The organism is Streptococcus sp. FSL W7-1342 (assembly GCF_037966635.1).
In the GTDB taxonomy this organism is placed as follows: Bacteria; Bacillota; Bacilli; order Lactobacillales; family Streptococcaceae; genus Streptococcus; species Streptococcus salivarius_D.
This window is the reverse complement of sequence record NZ_CP150200.1, coordinates 656810-676108: the sequence shown is the minus strand read 5'-3', so window position 1 is coordinate 676108 and position 19299 is coordinate 656810. Positions and strand designations below refer to the sequence as shown.

Sequence of the window (19299 nt, the reverse complement as noted above, 5' to 3'; positions counted from 1 at the left end):
TTTTCTAATTATATCTGATGAGTACCTCTTTCTAAAGTTTTCATCTTAATATCACTAGACAGCAAAAAACACCACTCTTATTTAACAATGTACTAATAAGAGTGGTATTTTATTAAAAAATTGACAATGACTACCTAACACTAAAATTATAAACTGTCATCTTCTGGGTCGTCCTTCTTGCGTTTGGCAAGAAAGGCGAGAACAGTTGCCGTCGCTAAGGCACCGAAGAGTGTAGCTAACGACGATTCAGTTTCTCCAGTCTTCGGAAGTTGTTTGGCTTCAGTATGATCCTTAGGAGACATACTTTCAGAGCTTGAAGCACTAGCTACAGACGTAGGTGATGAGTCACTAGCACTGGTTGAGGCGCTCATGGACGCTGACGTACTTGCGGATTCACTAGCGCTGGATGAGGCACTCTGTGACGCACTGATACTTGCTGAAGTTGAAGCACTTACTGATAGAGAAATCGAGGCCGATACTGACATACTAATCGAATCAGAAACAATAACACTATTAATATCAACACTGTCAAGGGAGTGAATCGCAGGTTCTCCCATGCTTGTGATAACTGAGCTTGACGCTGAAGTACTTGCTGATTCTGACGCACTCGTTGATGCACTCATGGACGCTGAAGTACTTGCCGATTCGCTCGCACTGGTTGAGGCACTCATTGAAGCACTGGTACTTGCGGATTCGCTAGCACTTGTTGAAGCGCTCATCGACGCTGAGGTACTTGCGGACTCGCTAGCACTTGTTGACGCACTCATTGAAGCTGAAGTACTTGCCGATTCGCTCGCACTGGTTGAGGCACTCATTGAAGCACTGGTACTTGCGGATTCGCTGGCGCTGGTTGATGCACTCATCGACGCTGAGGTACTTGCGGACTCGCTAGCACTTGTTGACGCACTCATTGAAGCTGAGGTACTTGCGGACTCACTGGCACTGGTTGAGGTGCTCATCGATGCACTTGTGCTTGCTGACTCACTGGCGCTGGTTGATGCACTCATCGACGCTGAGGTACTTGCGGACTCGCTAGCACTTGTTGACGCACTCATCGATGCTGACGTACTTGCGGACTCACTGGCACTGGTTGAGGTGCTCATCGATGCACTTTGTGATGCTGAAGTGCTGGCTGATTCAGATGCACTTGTTGATGCACTCTGTGAGGCGCTTGTACTTGCGGATTCGCTCGCACTTGTTGATGCACTCATGGACGCTGATGTACTTGCGGATTCGCTCGCACTTGTTGATGCACTTTGTGATGCTGAAGTACTTGCGGATTCGCTCGCACTTGTTGATGCACTCTGTGACGCTGACGTACTTGCCGATTCAGACGCACTCGTTGAAGCACTCATTGATGCAGACGTACTTGCTGATTCGCTCGCACTTGTTGAAGCACTTTGCGATGCTGAAGTACTTGCGGACTCACTCGCACTTGTTGAAGCGCTCATCGACGCACTCGTTGAAGCGCTCATTGAAGCTGACGTACTTGCTGATTCGCTCGCACTTGTTGAAGCACTCTGTGACGCTGAGGTACTTGCGGATTCTGAAGCACTTGTTGATGCACTCTGTGACGCTGACGTACTTGCTGATTCAGATGCGCTCGTTGAGGCACTCATGGATGCTGACGTGCTGGCTGACTCTGATGTGCTGGTTGATGCACTCTGTGACGCTGACGTACTTGCTGATTCAGATGCGCTCGTTGAGGCACTCATGGATGCTGACGTGCTGGCTGACTCTGATGTGCTGGTTGACGCACTTTGTGACGCAGATGTACTTGCGGATTCGCTAGCGCTGGTTGACGCACTCATCGATGCTGACGTACTTGCTGATTCACTGGCACTTGTTGAAGCGCTCATGGATGCCGACGTACTTGCTGATTCGCTCGCACTTGTTGACGCACTCATCGACGCTGAAGTACTTGCCGATTCTGAAGCACTTGTTGAAGCACTTTGCGATGCTGAAGTGCTTGCGGACTCGCTCGCACTTGTCGATGCACTCATCGATGCTGACGTACTTGCTGATTCACTCGCACTTGTTGAAGCGCTCATCGACGCTGACGTACTTGCTGACTCGCTCGCACTGGTCGATGCACTCATGGATGCTGAAGTACTTGCGGACTCTGATGCACTTGTTGAGGCGCTCATTGAGGCCGATGTACTTGCGGATTCGCTCGCACTTGTTGAGGCACTCATGGAAGCCGACGTACTTGCCGATTCTGATGCGCTAGTTGACGCACTCATGGACGCTGAAGTACTTGCAGATTCACTCGCACTTGTTGAGGCGCTCATGGACGCTGACGTACTTGCTGACTCACTAGCACTTGTTGAGGCACTCATGGACGCAGATGTACTTGCGGATTCGCTCGCACTTGTTGAGGCACTCTGTGACGCTGAAGTACTTGCAGACTCTGAAGCACTCGTTAAAGCGCTCATGGAAGCCGACGTACTTGCTGACTCACTTGCACTCGTTGATGCGCTCATCGACGCACTGGTACTTGCGGACTCTGAAGCACTTGTTGAAGCGCTCATCGATGCTGATGTACTTGCTGACTCTGATGCGCTCGTTGAGGCACTTTGCGATGCTGAAGTGCTGGCTGATTCTGATGCACTTGTTGAAGCGCTCTGTGACGCTGACGTACTTGCTGACTCACTCGCACTGGTTGAGGCACTCATTGAGGCAGATGTACTTGCTGATTCGCTGGCACTTGTTGAGGCGCTCATGGATGCTGACGTACTTGCTGACTCTGATGCACTCGTTGAAGCGCTCTGTGAGGCACTGGTACTTGCGGATTCACTTGCGCTGGTTGACGCACTTTGCGACGCTGATGTACTTGCGGACTCACTGGCACTGGTTGACGCACTCATGGATGCCGACGTACTTGCTGATTCTGAAGCACTCGTTGATGCACTCATTGAAGCGGACGTGCTTGCGGATTCTGATGCGCTCGTTGAGGCACTTTGCGATGCTGAAGTGCTGGCTGATTCTGATGCACTGGTTGAGGCGCTCATGGAAGCCGACGTACTTGCGGACTCTGAAGCACTTGTTGAAGCACTTTGCGATGCTGAAGTGCTGGCTGATTCAGATGCACTTGTTGAGGCACTCTGTGACGCTGAAGTACTTGCAGACTCTGAAGCACTCGTTGAAGCGCTCATGGAAGCCGACGTACTTGCGGACTCACTTGCACTCGTTGAGGCGCTCATCGACGCACTGGTACTTGCGGACTCTGAAGCACTTGTTGAAGCGCTCATCGATGCTGATGTACTTGCTGACTCTGATGCGCTCGTTGATGCACTTTGCGATGCTGAAGTGCTGGCTGATTCAGATGCACTTGTTGAGGCACTCATGGATGCTGACGTACTTGCTGATTCAGACGCACTCGTTGATGCACTCTGTGAGGCAGATGTACTTGCTGATTCGCTGGCACTTGTTGAGGCGCTCATGGATGCTGACGTACTTGCTGATTCAGACGCACTCGTTGATGCACTCATTGAAGCGGACGTGCTTGCGGATTCGCTCGCACTTGTTGAAGCGCTCATGGAAGCCGACGTACTTGCTGACTCGCTGGCGCTGGTTGATGCACTCATTGAGGCACTCGTACTTGCTGATTCTGATGCACTGGTTGAGGCGCTCATTGACGCAGATGTACTTGCAGATTCGCTAGCACTGGTTGAGGCGCTCATGGATGCTGACGTACTTGCTGACTCGCTCGCACTTGTTGAAGCGCTCTGTGACGCTGACGTACTTGCGGACTCACTCGCACTGGTTGAGGCACTCATGGAAGCACTTGTACTTGCGGATTCGCTGGCACTTGTTGAGGCGCTCATGGAAGCCGACGTACTTGCTGACTCGCTGGCGCTGGTTGAGGCACTCATTGAGGCACTCGTACTTGCTGATTCTGATGCACTGGTTGAGGCGCTCATTGACGCAGATGTACTTGCAGATTCGCTAGCACTGGTTGAGGCACTCATCGATGCTGACGTACTTGCTGACTCTGATGCACTCGTTGAAGCGCTCTGTGAGGCACTGGTACTTGCGGATTCACTTGCGCTGGTTGACGCACTTTGCGACGCTGATGTACTTGCGGACTCACTGGCACTGGTTGACGCACTCATGGATGCCGACGTACTTGCTGATTCTGAAGCACTCGTTGAGGCACTCATTGACGCGGACGTACTTGCTGATTCAGACGCACTCGTTGAGGCACTCATCGACGCACTGGTGCTTGCAGATTCACTGGCGCTAGTTGAAGCACTCATTGACGCGGACGTACTTGCTGATTCAGATGCACTTGTTGAGGCGCTCTGTGACGCGGACGTACTTGCTGATTCGCTGGCGCTGGTTGAAGCACTTTGCGATGCGGATGTGCTGGCGGACTCGCTAGCACTTGTTGAGGCACTCGTACTTGCTGATTCTGATGCACTGGTTGAGGCGCTCATTGACGCAGATGTACTTGCAGATTCGCTAGCACTGGTTGAGGCACTCATCGATGCTGACGTACTTGCCGACTCACTCGCACTCGTTAAAGCACTTTGTGAGGCACTGATTGAGGCACTCATCGAAGCAGACGTCCGTGCTGATGCGCTAGCACTTGTTGAAGCACTTTGTAAGGCCGACGTACTGGCTGACATACTCGCACTTGTCGAAGCAGACTGGCTAGCGGAATCTGACAGAATAGCATCATTTTTATCATCAATATCCAAACCGGCTAGAGGCGACTCATCATAACGTTGTTGATAAGCCGTATTCCCATCCGATGTCAGAATTCCACTCAGTGTTGATTCAACGATTGCTGTTGCAGTTCGAACATAAAGGTTTCGATTTGACCCTTCGGTAACAATTGTCCATTTCATATTATCCGCAACACCACCACCAATGGTTCTCCACTGCTGACGAACTGCCTTCAAATTTGAATAGGGCATTGAACTTGCTTTAGTCAATTTTGAAGTCCAATCTTCTGTTGTAATCAAATTCCCATTATCATGGTAAGTCATGGTTACAGAATTAATGGTATCATCTGATGTTACTAAAATACCAAATTCATTATTCGTATTAAAGGACGGCTTAACCGTTACTACCCAAGTAGTCTTGTTGGTTCCAGTATCATAAGAATAGGTCATCGATTGGATAATCGTATTTTTCCCACCCTCAGAAACATCTGATCCTGTCAAAGTACCTGAATAAATATACTGTCTACGACCATTTGAATCAAGATAAGTTTGAACAGCATTAGCTGTTGCTGCTAAATTGATGGCGATGCTTTGAGAACCATTTGAATTGACCACATTTCCTGTGAAACCAGTCTGTTGCATGGTGCTCATCATTTGCTCAACAGCCAAGCCTAAACGACTGCGTTGCCCTTCAAAATCTCCCTCATTTTGAGAAAGCAAAGTGTTAGCTTTTGTCAACTCAGTGCGAACAGTTTGGATGGCTTCACTAAGATCTGCGCGAGCTTGGGCATCCGTCACACTATTTAAATAACGGTCTGCCAAACTGACAAGTAATTGTGCTTCAGATGCATTTTGTTCCAGAGTAGTCTTACTCATTGAAAGCCTATTTGCTACTTCAGTTGATCCTAAGTCTTCAAGAGACAGACTAGTAGATTCACTGTAAGCAAGCGATAGTATCTCTGATGTATGTAAACTCAAAGACTCCGAAGCACTTCCAATCGCTTGAGATTCAAAATTAGACAAGGTATCTTTTACAATACTTGCTTGGCTAACAAGACTGGTCAAATCTGATGTTGAAGCAGATAAGGCAGACTCCATAGTTTCTAGACTTGGCTTAACCGAAAGAATATAACTTTCCGTATCACCTAACTGAGCTAATCGACCAAGATAGGTTCCAATTTCAGTAGACAGTGAGGTAAGCTTGGCTTCTTGCTCTTGACGCTTCTTATCCGCCTCAATACTCGCTACCACAGCAGTATTAGCTACTGCTGTAGCTTCTGAGGCCACTTCTGCTGCTTGTGCTGAGACTGTCGGTACTGACGCTCTTGTTGTTAAATCTGATAAACGTGATGTCTCATTAGTGTCTAAGCCTTCTGAACGCATTGAGACTGCACCACTCTCAGACCCCGTCTGACTCGTAGCAGTAACATGACTACTTGATGTCTCACTGGCATGCCCTGTCGCTTTTGAACCACTCATTGAAACTGAAGTAGACTCCGAAGCTTTCTGTGAAGCCGAAGCACTGGTGCTGGCTGACTCACTCGCACTTGTCGAAGCTGACATACTAGCAGAGGTTGAGACTGAGGTCGAAAGGCTCACTGATACTGACGCAGAAGCCTGATGACTTGCTGATAGCGATAGCGAGACTGAGTCTACTGAGTTTGATACTGAATCTGTGGCTGAGGCTGACTGGCTAACAACATCCCCTCTGACTGCAGATTCTGTAATAGCTCCAGAATGACCCAAAACCGCTGAATCAGAAGCTGCCAAAACATCTGTCGTCGGACTAACCGTATGCTCTACCGCTGATGGACTTGTTGCTTCATCAGCTTGAACCACATAAGTCGCTACTCCTCCACCTAGTAGAGCTCCAGTCGCGGCTACTCCCTTTAAAAGTCTGTCACTTGTGATTAAAGGTACTTCTTCCTCAACTTGATGAACTGATACAGATGACGCATCCACACGACCACTTATTATCTTAAAAAGCCCAAAGTGAGAGGTTGCGGCACGTAACCAATGTTTCCCTGACTTTACCAATTTAAAACGTGTCACACGATCAGTTTCTCGGTACTGACCCTCATTTCTTCTAAAAAACATATATAAACCTTTTCATTTATTTTTTATTTCTATATCTTTTTCATAAGCATATTATCCTATTTTATCATAAAAATAGTCAAAAAATTAGTACTATAACTTATTTTTCAAACTTTATTATTCTCAACTTTTTTTGTAAATCAAAGAAACATAAAAAATCCCTCAGAAACTTAATGTTTGAGGGAAAATTACTTTATAAAAATAGTCAGTTTAATCCCATTAATCTATGATAATCAACTATAACTAATGATAAGAGATAACCATCATGACCAATAGAACAACAAATAATGCAGAACTAAGCCCTAGGGTTAGGCCCTTTAGAAGAGTTTGGCTCGCCCAGTAACTGGTCCTACCAATATTACTCGTGGCATCACTCGAAAAAATCTGAATTTGCCTAGGCTGCAGTGTTACAGTAATAATAAGTGACACACTTAAAATGATGAGTAAAATCATAAAGAATATTTGCATAGACTACCTCAACATACCTATTAAAGTAAAAATTAAACTAATTATAATAACAAAGCCTAACATAAAAAAGAAAATCTTATTTATTTTCTCGCCCCTAGTTTCTTTTTCCTCCACTATGGGCTTTTGTTTTAGCTCCTCCATACGGCCTTCAACCGCATTATGAAATAAGTCTTTATTTGTCATATTTCTCTCTTTCCTATGGGAAGTAGGTCACGATATTACCATCCTCACTAACAAGCACTTGACTGAGTAAAAGATTGCGAACCATGTCTTTTTTGATCTGCTTCTTCATGGTTTCAAAACCTGCAAATGCTTCCTGATAATATTCAACAATTAGATTCTTCTGACTAGCCGTTTGACTCCCAATAGCTTGTTGGAGTTGTTGTAAATAGTCAACCTGTTCAATCCAATTATCATCAATAGCCTTAAGAAGTGATAGACATTGGAAATATCCAAAAAGATCAATGGTGTCTAATTGTTTCTTTTTATCATCTATTTCCCTATAAGCAAACTGATAGATAAGTTCAGCCACAGCTTCGACATCATCAATATCCAGATTATCTGGAATTTTCTCAATATGAAAACTAATGTTTTTGAGAATAAAGTGATACAACTTCTCCTTCTCGCTAAGATCTTCTTCAACCAGAGCAATATCAATATAGTCATCAAGAACCTGCTCAATGGTATCTGTTAAATCCTGATCTTGATTAATAAGGTGATTTCGTTGGGCATAAATGAGTTCCCGTTGAATGTTCATACTCTCAGCATATTCTAGTGTTTGCTTACGTGAAAAACGTGCCGCACTGTCACTAGCTCTTTGCGCCTTCTCAACCAAACGTCTGTAGCGTCGCCCTACTAATTCTATACTCTCAGTTTTCTCATCAATAGTGTAGTCTTTATAATATTTATGTACCCAGTTAGGGCCATACTTTTTGATAACATCATCTTCAAGTGAAACAAAAAATTTAGACATTCCAGGATCTCCCTGACGTCCTGAACGTCCTCTGATTTGTAAATCAATACGCTGACTTTCCATACGTTCAGTCCCAATGACAACAAGACCACCTAATTCGGCGACTCCAGGTCCCAACTTAATATCGGTCCCTCGTCCCGCCATAGAAGTAGCTACCGTGACAGCACCCATCTGACCTGATTCAGCTATCATCTCAGCTTCTCTAGGAGCATTATTAGCATTTAAAAGATTGTGGGCAATTCCTTCCCTTAGGAGAAGGTTAGAATATAATTCAGACATTTCAACCGAACCAACGAATATTAGGAGAGGATTCCCTTTTCGATGATAATGCTTTACATACTCTAGGGAAGCATAGATCTTTTCTGGTAAAGTTACATAAAGATTGTCTGGATAATCTATCCTTTGTTTCGGACGATTGGTCGGAATTTGAACAACTTGCATTCCGTAAGTATCCAAAAATTCTTTTTCTGCGGTCTTACCAGTCCCAGTCATACCTGAAATCTTTTTGAACTTACGAAAAAGGCTTTGATAGGTGACAGAAGCCATGGCACGTGTTTCGGGAGATAACTTTACAAGCTCCTTGGCTTCAATTGCCTGATGCATGCCTCCTTGGAGTTTGGTCAATTCCATCAAGCGTCCAGTCGCTTTATCTAAAAGAACAACTTCTGGTCCATCTTTTCCTTGACGAACAATATAATCTTTATCCTTTTTGAATAGGGTATGAGCTCGGAGAGCATAAATAAGGTGACGCGCAAATGTAGCATTCTCTTTGGCATAGAGGTTACTAATTCCTAGATAATTTTCAGCTAACTTTGCACCTTTAGTTGTCAGCCAAACTTCACCCTTTTCTTCCTTGAAAATATAGTCCTGATCCTCAACCAATGTCGTCATGAGTGTATTAATCATAGCATAATAGTTGGATTGAACACGAGGAGAACCTGAAATAACCAAGGGAGTTTGCGCACTATCCAGTAAGACGGAATCAACCTCATCAATAATAGCAAAGTTAAAAGGACGCATGTATTTACCGTCTTTATTCGAAGCTAGATTGTCAATAAGATAGTCAAAGCCCAAACCACTATTTGTCGTATAGATAATATCAGAAGCGTAAATCTCCCTTTTTTCAAAGGTATCAAGTTCTTCACCATCCTCTGCAAAAGGAACGCCAATGGTTAGACCTAGAAACTCGTAAACCTGTCCCATTTCTTCAGCATCACGTTTTGCTAAGTATTCGTTTGTCGTTACAAGTATTGCTCCTTGTCCTGTCAGTGCATTTAAGTAAACTGGCATGGTTGCTGTTAAGGTCTTACCTTCTCCTGTACTCATCTCAGCAATATTTCCCTGATGCATAACGATTGCTCCCATAACCTGAACATCATAGGGAAACATACCTAATACACGCTTAGCTGCTTCACGTACTACTGCGTAAGCCTCTGGTAATAAATCATCTAAACTTTCGCCTTTGTCTAGCCGTTCTCTAAATTCAGTAGTTTTATCTTTTAATGACTGGTCATCCAGTTGTGCCATCTGCTCAGCCCAACCATTAACTTGCTTGAGTACACTTTTTACTGGTTTTAAAGGATTTAAAGAATTAAACATTTTCTTCTCCTACTTCAGTGATTGTCATTCCCTTAAAATCCAATTCTACCATTCCAGCACTCAAGAGGGAGATGGAATAATTGTAGGCTTCATGAGGATAGACGAAAGTGAAAGATTGTTTTTTTTCAATCATCTGCTTAACTTCCTCACCATAACGATTTAAGAAGCTTAATTTAAGATAAACCGTACCTTCAGGAACTGTTGTAAATTGTGATTCGAGACGATAAATATATCCCTTTTTTAACAAAGGTAAGCTAGGTTGCTTTCGACTCGCCTGATAATTTTGAATAGCCAGCCAGGAATGAATCTCAGTTCCTGATGCTATCAAGGGGTTACTGAAATTGACTGAGCCATCTGGATGATGTTCAATTTGGGAACCAAACATATAGGATCTCACATTCGTTCCCCATTGAATCTGAGAGTTATTCTTATGAATCATGTTCATCCCTTTCTTCCAAAATCATTTTCTAAAATCATACGATAAAAATTGAGAAACCAAGCTGTCGCAGTTGAATGGTCATCATTATGTCGTCCAGAAGTTCCCTTGCTAAGAATTCGTGCTCCCGAAGAATATAGGACTTTAGTAATATCCTCGAAGGCTGTTGGGTCCATATCCTCATCTTTCATGTAAGAAACCCCAAAGGTCGTGTTTGAGAAGTCTGCTTTTTCAAACTTATCCCAGAACTTCTGATTAAGGGCCTCGACGCCTTCATTGTCCAAACGTCCCGTCTGCAAATGCAAGACATCAATTCCTGTCGGGAAAACCTCTGGTGCCAAAAGTCTGGCACGATTACCGATGGTACCAACATTGGCTAGAGGTTTAGACATGATAATGGCATGAGGTTCAAAGTCCGCACCATAGTACATAGATGGGAAAGTTCCCATGGACATCCCAGAGAGAATAAGTTGATCACTGTCAAAGCCTAGGTAATCCAAATAATGTTGGATAGTATCCTTGATACTATTTTCAAGCTCTTCAGTTCCCATGTAGAAAGCCCCCCCCTCTAGGCGAGGATCAGAAAATAGCAGGAAAGGTGTCTCCATAGCCCTCATCATACCAAATCCTTCAAAACCTTCGGCAGGACGAAAACCTGAAAAGTAGACGGACAGCGGTGGCTTGAAATCCCCAGGATAAAAGAAATAATTGATTTCCTGACGTTTACTATCATGGAGAATCCCCCCACCCAATACAAACTTTCCAAATTGAAAACGTGTCCATCGTTGATGGAAATTCCCAACTCTTAGAGCACCATTTCCTTTAGCTTCTAAAGTTGCTGATAAAATATAAGTTCTCCCCTGATCTAAAACAATGGCACCTTTACGCATTTCTTCCTCGCTAACTACAATTGTTCTCACGATTTCTGAAACTGAACCTTCAGGAATAATGCGCAACACTAATTGGCATTGACAGGTCTGAGCCTTCTCAAATTCTAACCAAAGTTCAACAGGGAAATCCTCAGCTACTCGAATATTAAAACTCCAGTTAAGAATAGGCTTAAAGGAATCGCCGTAATTCCCATCTAAAGAGATACTTTCAAAACCATTATAAATAACTTTCCCTTTGAATCGAGGATGAACCTGGATCTGATAAGGGAACAATTTATCACCATATTGTCCAGCAAAAAGTGCCTTAGACAGGGTATCTAGCAGATCTTGCTTATCTGAAAAATCTGCTGGTATAGCACAAATCTCTTTCAGAAAGCGGCCTACTCGATGGTCCTCTATCAAAAGGTCAGCATCATAGAAGATGGTATAAGGAACTAAGCTCTTACGCAAGTCCATCAGCATGAGTAAGGATTCCTGACTATCAACAAGGACCGCATTAAAATTTCTTAGTTTAGCTTGTTTCAAACATTGGAGAATATCACTAGAAAGCCCTGCACGAAGGTAGAAAAAACGAACATTATCGGGGAGCTCATAAGTATTTGACCAATTATCTCGTCCAACCTGCAAAATGCTAATTTTAGACATACTTATCCTCCTTCAAATAGTGCTCCCATTTTTCAACAAAACGCTCTCCTGTATTTTCTCTGATTTTCTCAATTGCTTCAATTAAAGCTTGATTCCAGTACTTTAACTGATCAAGATAATAAGATGCTGCCTCCTCAAATTGTGTTACTTCTTCTAGGATATAACCATTTTTCAAATGTGTTACATAGTCCGAAGTGACCCTATTTATCTGTGGAATCCCAGCACTAATGCCTGCAATTTGAGTATAACGATGTGGTTCCAAGCTGAGATCAACAATAAGACGGGTATACTCAAATTCTTTAATCAAGGCTGTCTCATCAATCAAGTTAACAAAATCATAACGATACTCAACTTCCTCATTTTCAGCGAGGTAGTTTTCTGCACTTTGATTATCTTTTATGTGTTTGAATTTTTTCTTATTCAGTTTTTCAGAGATAAGGTGCTCTACTTCTTCCTTAAATCTATCAAAATCATGCGGATTCGCATTGAAAGTTCCAAATACAATATGAGTATTCTGATGATTTGCTACAAAATCTAAAACCTGATAGATAGCTTCCCAACTGATATCATCTAAATTTACCTGATAATAGAGTTTAGATGACTTATGACGTTGGCTCTTTCCAAGTGCTAGACGGGTATCATAAGATGCCATATGCTGAATCTTCTCAGCTTGCTCTGGAAATAGTTTTCTTAATTCTGTAGAAAAGTCCTGAGAATCACTAATAATCAGATCAACAAGTTGCAAATAAGAAGCATAATCCTCTAAGGGGTCATTTTGATTGCGTTCTTTGAAGTAGGTCAAGATTTTCTGATTAGCCTCTGGTAGATGACTATAAAGAGTTTGATTCAGATTACTTTTCGACGCAACAACAAAGCAATCCGAAGGCGTCAATTTTTGAGCAATATAAGCATCAAAGAACTCCCAAATGACTTCTTCCATACTGATATAGTAATTTTTCTTAAAACGATGATCTGTTCTTGGATTACTTACGATCCCTCGTCCATCAAAGAAATGACAAAGTTGCCAAATGCCATCTTCATTCAAATAATCTCGGTGTGTCGCCTGACCATTTTCAAAATGAAGGATACTAGAAACAAATCCTCTGTCATCATAAATTTCTTCTCTTAAAATCAGACCATCCTGATAATATCGAATAAGACTCAAATATCCTTCTGGTCCCAACTCTATTTCGGCAAAACGCTGATGATGTTTCTCAACAACAATAATGAAGGGGGTAAAAATAAAGTCACAATCATCATCCCAATCCAAGTCAGATACTTGTAGACAACGCATGGGCTGATCTTTGATTCCTTGAATAGCATCAAACACTGAAAAATGCGACACTTCTAAGAGATCAAAGCGGTGCAGAAAATAACGTAGATGTGGTTGATAAGCTAAAAGTAATAATCTAGGCGACATAGCTTGGCCTTGAAAAATACGTGCTTGGTGTAAAGTATCATCAAATTCTATTTTCGAGGTTCTAAAATACCACGGTGTTAAGTCAGGTTGCCAAAACTCTGCCCCTTGACCGTACCAAGCCGGAATTAAATAATACATATGTTCTCCCATTTTTTATGAATTCAAAATAATTAACGATATATTAAGGATGATAGGTAGGCAGGTCAAAAAGATCACCAGACTACCTATCACTCTCAAATGAATAATTGAGGTGATATAAATAATTTTAACTTTTAATCTAGTCAAACAAACCTTTATAGGATTCATTTAGGGTCATAGCTGCAATTTCTTCGCGTACATTGTATACCATTCCACTGTAAATCAAAAACATTCCAGGAATCATACTGAGTTGTAAGTACTGCGGATTAATAAGCACAATCATCATAGGGCCACCTGCCATGATAACTGTATAAATTGCCCCAATAACAGCAAATTTCATGACAACTTTATTGATATAACGGCTTGTATCAGGGCCAGGATAAACATTGTAAATGTACTCTCCTGATTTTCGCATGCGTTCTGCAATTTGTTCACCACTAACGTTTACGAAAGCAAAAGCAATCCCCAAAACAAATAAGACCACTTGATAGAGAACAAGCCAAATCGGATGTCCCACTGTCAGAGCTTCAATCCAAGTATTTGTCCAACTGTTTTTAGGAAATAAAATCTGAATCAAGATAAGAAGATATTGAGGAATAGAGACTAGAGAAATTGCGTACATGAAGGGCATCCCACCTGCTGGGGTAAGCATAACATCAAGATAGGAATACTGGCTAAAACGATTATGAATATTAACCTTATTGATGGGAATGCGATACCGTGCTCTTTGGACAATAACTGCAATATATAAGAAGAGCAAACCCATGATAATCAGAGAGAGAATAATCGGTAATCCTATATGTAGTCGTGTAATACTCTCTCCAATTTGCCTAGGTAGATTAGCAACCATACTGGCCATCAAAATGACAATAGAACCTCCTATACCAAAGAAAGAATTCAAATCCGATAGCCAGACTAAAAAGAAGGTTCCCGCAATTAGAAGGATAGTGTTCGTTAGGATAGCCAATCCTTTAGGAATTCCTACTTCAATCGGAAGGCTTAGAGACACCGCTAAAGACTGGATGAGAGCGATGGCAAAGGTCAAATACATTTTGCGTCGATCCTGTATTTCTATTGGTAGCTTACTTAAACCAGACTTTTTTGAAAACGAAAACATCTGCCAAAGAATCATGGCTGACATCCAAGGGGACAAGCCCACAGAAAAAAGTGAAAATGAACTTAAATTACCACCCATCATAGCACTTGTGAAGGCTATCGAATTGGATAACCCTCCTAAGAGTTTTGGGTGCTTCAAATCTATAAATGGTAAGACTAAATGGCTTCCCAAAACATAAATAAAGAGGAAAAGAACTGTCCAAGATAAACGTTTAAAAACAATAGATTGTAATATTTTTTTCATTAGCAGCCACTCTCCTCCTTCTCACTAATACGCTTAGCAACCAATTGATTAATAGCATTCACCATCAATTCAGGATTTTCATGTGAAAAAATAGCTTGATAAGATTGATTTGGAGCTTGTGTATTCTCAAAAGTTAGTAAAGGAAGCTGATTTTGAGTTACGTACCCATAGATTTCTGGTAATTTATCATAATGATTAATATCCAGATAGAAATCAACTTTAGATAGCTCATATTCAACAAGCAAAGGATAGGTATTTTGATAAAGGGTTACATTTGGATGGCGAGATAACACTAAAAGTTCTGTAGCCATATAGGTATAGGCAGCGATGATAAAATGAACTTGAGGCAGATGCTGAACTAAGTATTCAATCTGTTCCAATAAGTAGGAGTTCGTCAAAGTATAACACGTCAACACGGTAGATTCACGGTTAGATTCTAACTCAAAGCCCCGATTTGTCCATGTTTTCAAAATTTGAGACCATTCCATGAGACAGTACCGCCACCAAACCTCACGCAGTCGTACTACTGAAAACTGATTCCACGGTTTATCCGGAGAAATATAATGTAAAATCAAAGGTAGTGGTTCAAGAGGAATTTCAAAAACAAAACGATGACCTCCCTCGGCTGCACCAGCATCAAAACCAATTTGAAAATTATAAGTATCAGGTAAATTCAGGTAGCGGTCTTCAAATACCATATTGAGTATTGATTGATCACCCTCTCCTACATTTGCGTGCTCCCGTTCAGTTATATCCACTAGTTTTTGACGGATATGTTCCTCTTTCCATAAACGATTGTTAATTAGCAATACACCTGCATTAAAACCAACACCGGCACCAAAACATGAACGAACAGCTCCGACATAATTGTCTCCCAATTCCTGTTCAAAAAGACTATCTAGATTACCTGTGACTATCAAATCACTATCAAGATAAAGTACCTTATCTTCATGTACGAAATCAGGTATAAAATAACGCGCAAAGGTCATATGGTTGATATGTCCCAACCTATTAGTCCAATTCATCTGAAATTGAGGACCAATTAACTTAATATCAAGAAGCTCTCCTCCGAGTCTCTCCACATGCTCTCTCGTGGCACGGAACCACTCGACTGGGATATCTTGATTAAAAAGGTATATTTTAAGCTGACGATTGTGATAACAAAGAGATTTTAAAACGGTCTCTATTTGACGAATATAAGCATAATCTCCTGCCAATACTACTGTATTTTTATTATTCATATATCTTTCTTATTCTACCGGCAAACGAGATAAGTCTGCCACGATTTGTTTGGTGTAGGTTTCATCTTCGATGAATTCAATATCTTGGTCAAAGTTATACTCCGCCGTGTGTTTGTGTTTGAGTTTAACTTTTGTTGTCGCACCCATTTTTAGCCATTCATATTCAGAGTCAATATGTCCAATATCCAAGGCTTGATAACCATCTTTAGCTAGATTTGCAACTAATACTTTAGCCGTTGGGCCCAACATGATGAGTATAAGATGATTATCCGCATACTTACGAATTGTTGACTCAATAGCATCCACATCCTTATAAGCACAATGAGAAGAGCAGACAATACGTTTGATAGATAAGGCCTGATCGAATAAATCATTACCAACCCCAGAACGAGATGTAGCTCCTTCTACTATTAAGAGATTTTTGTTTTCCCATAACCTTTTTAGCTTTTCAAACTGTGACTCGGCGTTTGTTTTATCTAAAAAATCAATATAAGGACGTGAGATAAAGGTTGAACCATACCATGGTGCCGGTGCAATTTGACGATAAAAATCATCATAATGATCCAAATGCTTTTTCCAAAAATCTTCTGCCCACCACGTAAATTTGAAGCGATCTTCGAAAGCATCTGGCAAACAGACTAAGAGTTTTTCTGAACTGTTCATTCCAACCAACTCACGTAGAGTTCGTGCCAGTTCAGGATGATAATCTTGGTAGGCGATAGAATGGCCAGCTATTAGATTGATTTCACCATCTCCAAAACGAATGACAGATGAATGATTTTCCCTAATGAAGTCCAGACTCTCATCAATGGACTTAACCGTTGGTAGAGGGAGAATTTTAGGCAAGCTTCCTTCTCCATCCAATTGTTCAATCGCCGTGATCAGTTCCTGTGGTCGCTCACTTGAAAAAAGAAACTGCCCATGGTTCCCGTGTTGGGTTTTATAAAAACCAAAACTAGGAATCCCCGCCAATTCTACCTGTGATAGAATATCACCAGCTTCATCGCCATGATTAATATCCAAATAAATATCCGCACTATGGATCAACTGGCTCAACTGCTCCTGATTGATCGCAGGATACAAACTAACATTGGGGTGTTGCTTTAATTCGACTAACTTAGGTCCCATAGCTGTCCAAGCACCGATATGAAACTGCACAAATGGAAGAGCACAGACCAGTTCTTCGATCGACTCGAGATCTTGCGTTTGGGTCATGGTTAAGGAGTGCAATCGTGGAAGCTCGTGAACTTCTCCCCATTCACCTGTCTTTATACGCTCTTTAATGAGTGAATGCATTTGTTCAATCGTGTTGACCTCTAACTGCGCTTGCTCACTATGTCTGGTTTCTGGGAAGGACAAGATCGGTTTCCCTGTTTTCGCATAAGCCGCCAAGGTTGCTTGATCAGCAGTACCATAGTTAATATCTAAATAGGCAGCAGAACGATGGATAAGTTCTTCCAATACTGGAGGGACGACTTCTGGATACAATCTCACATTTTCATATTTTGCAAGACGCATCAATTCCTCTCCCATTTCCGTATAGGCAGCAATATGGAACAAGGCCTTCGGATGTCCCTGAATCAATTCCTCAAGGTTTTTGAAGGATTGAGAATTGGTCAAATTGAACAGATGGAGCTCATAATCTGGATCCATCTCTATCTGGAAGTCCCCCATATGGTGAGACAAGACCTGACTGTAATCCATGTCGTGGAAAGCCCACCATAATTGGCGGAAACGATTGGCACTTAGTGTCGCCCATGGTTTTCGGTGTGAGACAAAATGCACAACATAGGGATCTTCACTATCTTTAAAGTGATTTGGCCAATGACTCATAAAAGCAGTCACGTCATGACCAACTTGGAGGTTCATCCTTTTATCCAAGGCTAACCATCTATCACGAAAGACCTTATTAAAGATTGTCTGATCCCCATTAAATTTAGGAATATTTCCTTCTAAAGCTTGCTGGAGTGAGCCATTCGTCTCATTCACCAACTGCTCTGTCATATTTTCTCGTTTCCACAAACCATTATCAATTAATAAGACACCGGAATTAAAACTTTGGTTATCTGTGTCCATCACGGCTGCAATCGGGTGGCCCTTCATATCTATTTCAAAGATATCCTCTAAGTTCTTTAGAACCAGCAAATCCGCATCGAGATACAGCACCTTTTCCTCTGAGATATACTTCGGAATAAAGTAGCGGGAATAAGCATCCAGACTAATATGTTCCTGAGTCCACCAGGTATCCTTCACATCGTCTGGATTCAATTTGACATCAATGAGGTCGCCCCCTAAGAGCTGAGCCATCTTCCGTGGTTTTCGAAACCAGTCTGGAAGGATATCTCGATTCAAAACATAAATTTTCACATTTTTATTGTGATAAAAGATAGATTTTATAGTCGTCGATAACTGAGCGATAAAGTTCTGATTTCCTGCTAGAACAATCGCCCGACTTTTTGTATCATGCATGAACACTCTTCTCCTTGATCCGTTTTTTTACCAGTACTTGCTGGTAAGCTTCCATGTCTCCATGTTTTAAGGTCTCTTCTTCATGAATGGCCAATCGCCACTTGTAAGCAGCAATTTCTGCATCTATTAAGCCCTTTGGAGCTCCAATCAATTGAAGAATCATCATTCGTTCTTCGATACTTTGTAACGGATAAACATCTGCAAGATTGACCGTTTTAGTCACACTTGTCTCACGTTTACGATGCAGATAGATAGCCCGGTTCATATAAACAATTTTATCAGCTTGTAGATAGACCTTATAGGTCGTATAATCATCCTCTACCGTTTTATCTGTTGGATAAACAATCTCTTTAAACAATTCCGCCTTATAAAGCTTTGCCCAAGGGACCGTGAAACATTGGCTCAGATTATATTGCCCATCATATTGATGTTGGAACCACTCAAAAGGAGAATAGACACGCTCGAAATAATCATTTCCCCCAACATGGATTAAAAAGTTCCCCTCTTCTTCCATAAATTGAGTGAAATTTCCAATTGCAATATCTGCATCTGCTTTTTTCAGCAAATGATATAAACTCTCGATATGATCCAGTTCCAACCAATCATCGTTATCCACAAAGAGAATGTAGTCTCCCGTCACCGCTTCTAAAGCACGATTCCGACTAGATCCAACTCCACCATTGGACTTATGATAGACCTTCACTCGAGGGTCCTGAATCTTGTAGCGTTGGCAAATAGCGGCAGAACCATCCGTTGAACCATCGTTGACTAAGATAATTTCTAAATTTTGATAGGTCTGTTGGATTATACTATTTAAGCAATTTTCAAGATAGGCCTCTGAATTATACACAGGGACGATGACACTAATTTTTTCCATTTTTTCCTTCACTTATTTC

At 42.0% G+C, this 19299-nt stretch carries 11 protein-coding genes; all 11 read right to left on the bottom strand.

Annotated elements, in window-relative coordinates; all coding sequences use genetic code 11:
- Positions 1 to 146 precede the first annotated feature (146 nt).
- The 11 genes from NSQ79_RS03150 to NSQ79_RS03100 all read right to left on the bottom strand — a co-directional run bounded on the left by NSQ79_RS03150 (position 147) and on the right by NSQ79_RS03100 (position 19280).
- A complete protein-coding gene (locus NSQ79_RS03150; protein WP_339313977.1) occupies positions 147 to 6767 on the bottom strand; it encodes an accessory Sec-dependent serine-rich glycoprotein adhesin in 6621 nt (2206 codons plus the stop codon).
- A gap of 240 nt (positions 6768 to 7007) precedes the next feature.
- Positions 7008 to 7232, bottom strand: a complete 225-nt coding sequence (locus NSQ79_RS03145; protein ID WP_041817196.1) for a hypothetical protein — start codon at positions 7230 to 7232, stop codon at positions 7008 to 7010.
- 3 nt (positions 7233 to 7235) lie between these two features.
- Positions 7236 to 7415 carry an accessory secretory system protein Asp4 gene (gene asp4 / locus NSQ79_RS03140; RefSeq protein WP_004182209.1) on the bottom strand — a complete coding sequence of 60 codons (180 nt, stop codon included), beginning with the start codon at positions 7413 to 7415 and terminating at the stop codon, positions 7236 to 7238.
- Between the two features lie 13 nt (positions 7416 to 7428).
- Complete coding sequence (gene secA2 / locus NSQ79_RS03135; protein ID WP_138261648.1) at positions 7429 to 9804, bottom strand: accessory Sec system translocase SecA2; 2376 nt, start codon at positions 9802 to 9804, stop codon at positions 7429 to 7431.
- Positions 9797 to 10243, bottom strand: coding sequence for an accessory Sec system protein Asp3 (gene asp3 / locus NSQ79_RS03130; protein ID WP_013990277.1), 447 nt, complete (start codon positions 10241 to 10243; stop codon positions 9797 to 9799). The genes secA2 and asp3 overlap by 8 nt, the downstream gene beginning before the upstream one ends.
- Positions 10244 to 10245: 2 nt before the next feature.
- Complete coding sequence (gene asp2 / locus NSQ79_RS03125) at positions 10246 to 11775, bottom strand: accessory Sec system protein Asp2 (protein WP_004182206.1); 1530 nt, start codon at positions 11773 to 11775, stop codon at positions 10246 to 10248.
- Positions 11768 to 13333: an accessory Sec system protein Asp1 gene (gene asp1 / locus NSQ79_RS03120; protein WP_164332102.1), complete on the bottom strand. Its 1566-nt coding sequence runs from the start codon at positions 13331 to 13333 to the stop codon at positions 11768 to 11770. The genes asp2 and asp1 overlap by 8 nt, the downstream gene beginning before the upstream one ends.
- A gap of 139 nt (positions 13334 to 13472) precedes the next feature.
- A complete protein-coding gene (secY2, locus tag NSQ79_RS03115; protein WP_013990275.1) occupies positions 13473 to 14693 on the bottom strand; it encodes an accessory Sec system protein translocase subunit SecY2 in 1221 nt (406 codons plus the stop codon).
- Entirely contained in the window at positions 14693 to 15934 is a 1242-nt protein-coding gene (locus tag NSQ79_RS03110; RefSeq protein ID WP_164332103.1) for a glycosyltransferase family 8 protein, read from the bottom strand. The genes secY2 and NSQ79_RS03110 overlap by 1 nt, the downstream gene beginning before the upstream one ends.
- 9 nt (positions 15935 to 15943) lie before the next feature.
- Positions 15944 to 18403 (bottom strand): SP_1767 family glycosyltransferase, encoded by a 2460-nt coding sequence (locus tag NSQ79_RS03105; protein WP_164332104.1) that lies wholly within the window; start codon positions 18401 to 18403, stop codon positions 15944 to 15946.
- Positions 18396 to 19280, bottom strand: a complete 885-nt coding sequence (locus tag NSQ79_RS03100) for a glycosyltransferase family 2 protein (RefSeq protein WP_138261653.1) — start codon at positions 19278 to 19280, stop codon at positions 18396 to 18398. Before NSQ79_RS03100 ends, NSQ79_RS03105 begins: the two co-directional genes overlap by 8 nt.
- Between the last annotated feature and the right edge of the window lie 19 nt (positions 19281 to 19299).

Excerpts from the sequence above, each read along its gene's own strand:
- asp3 (WP_013990277.1), bottom strand. The coding sequence starts at position 10,243 with ATGATTCATAAGAATAACTCTCAGATTCAATGGGGAACGAATGTGAGA.
- asp4 (WP_004182209.1), bottom strand. The coding sequence starts at position 7,415 with ATGACAAATAAAGACTTATTTCATAATGCGGTTGAAGGCCGTATGGAG.
- NSQ79_RS03145 (WP_041817196.1), bottom strand. The coding sequence starts at position 7,232 with ATGCAAATATTCTTTATGATTTTACTCATCATTTTAAGTGTGTCACTT.
- NSQ79_RS03100 (WP_138261653.1), bottom strand. The coding sequence starts at position 19,280 with ATGGAAAAAATTAGTGTCATCGTCCCTGTGTATAATTCAGAGGCCTAT.
- NSQ79_RS03105 (WP_164332104.1), bottom strand. The coding sequence starts at position 18,403 with ATGCATGATACAAAAAGTCGGGCGATTGTTCTAGCAGGAAATCAGAAC.
- NSQ79_RS03150 (WP_339313977.1), bottom strand. The coding sequence starts at position 6,767 with ATGTTTTTTAGAAGAAATGAGGGTCAGTACCGAGAAACTGATCGTGTG.
- asp1 (WP_164332102.1), bottom strand. The coding sequence starts at position 13,333 with ATGTATTATTTAATTCCGGCTTGGTACGGTCAAGGGGCAGAGTTTTGG.
- secY2 (WP_013990275.1), bottom strand. The coding sequence starts at position 14,693 with ATGAAAAAAATATTACAATCTATTGTTTTTAAACGTTTATCTTGGACA.
- asp2 (WP_004182206.1), bottom strand. The coding sequence starts at position 11,775 with ATGTCTAAAATTAGCATTTTGCAGGTTGGACGAGATAATTGGTCAAAT.
- NSQ79_RS03110 (WP_164332103.1), bottom strand. The coding sequence starts at position 15,934 with ATGAATAATAAAAATACAGTAGTATTGGCAGGAGATTATGCTTATATT.
- secA2 (WP_138261648.1), bottom strand. The coding sequence starts at position 9,804 with ATGTTTAATTCTTTAAATCCTTTAAAACCAGTAAAAAGTGTACTCAAG.